This is a genomic window from Bacillus sp. JJ1503 (assembly GCF_036965125.1).
In the GTDB taxonomy this organism is placed as follows: domain Bacteria; phylum Bacillota; class Bacilli; order Bacillales; family Cytobacillaceae; genus Cytobacillus.
In genome coordinates this window covers 566-958 of sequence record NZ_JBALOZ010000414.1, presented here as the reverse complement: position 1 = coordinate 958, position 393 = coordinate 566, and the positions used below count along the sequence as shown (strand labels likewise).

The window sequence follows — 393 nt, the reverse complement described above, 5'->3', positions numbered from 1 at the left end:
TTACAGCCCGTTAATCTGCAATAAATGGGGGATCCAGATGTTACGTTCATTACAGCAAATTGTTATCATATTCCTCTTAATCCTTTCTCTTGCTGCAATACCAATGATAGTAGAAGTAAATCCGCTTGAGAATCGGCTGGAATGGCATTTCGAAAAATTGCCTAGAATATATGGTGATTTTATTAGTGAAATCAGTAATGGTAGCCTTGGTACATATCAGTTAGGGACTCAGCAGCGGGAAATTGCGGAGGATATTCGGAATAACTTTTTTACTAGTTTAAAAATCATGCTTATAGGTGTAAATGTTTCAATTATTATTAGCTTGATTTTTGGTATTTTCGTAAGCCGTTTTCGATTAACAAAGCTTTTTAATTTCATTTTGAACCTCTTATC

At 34.4% G+C, this 393-nt stretch carries 1 pseudogene; it reads left to right on the top strand.

Annotation, left to right across the window (positions count from 1 at the left end):
• Positions 1 to 37 precede the first annotated feature (37 nt).
• A pseudogene (locus V7149_RS24060) lies at positions 38 to 393 on the top strand (ABC transporter permease subunit); the annotation flags it as partial.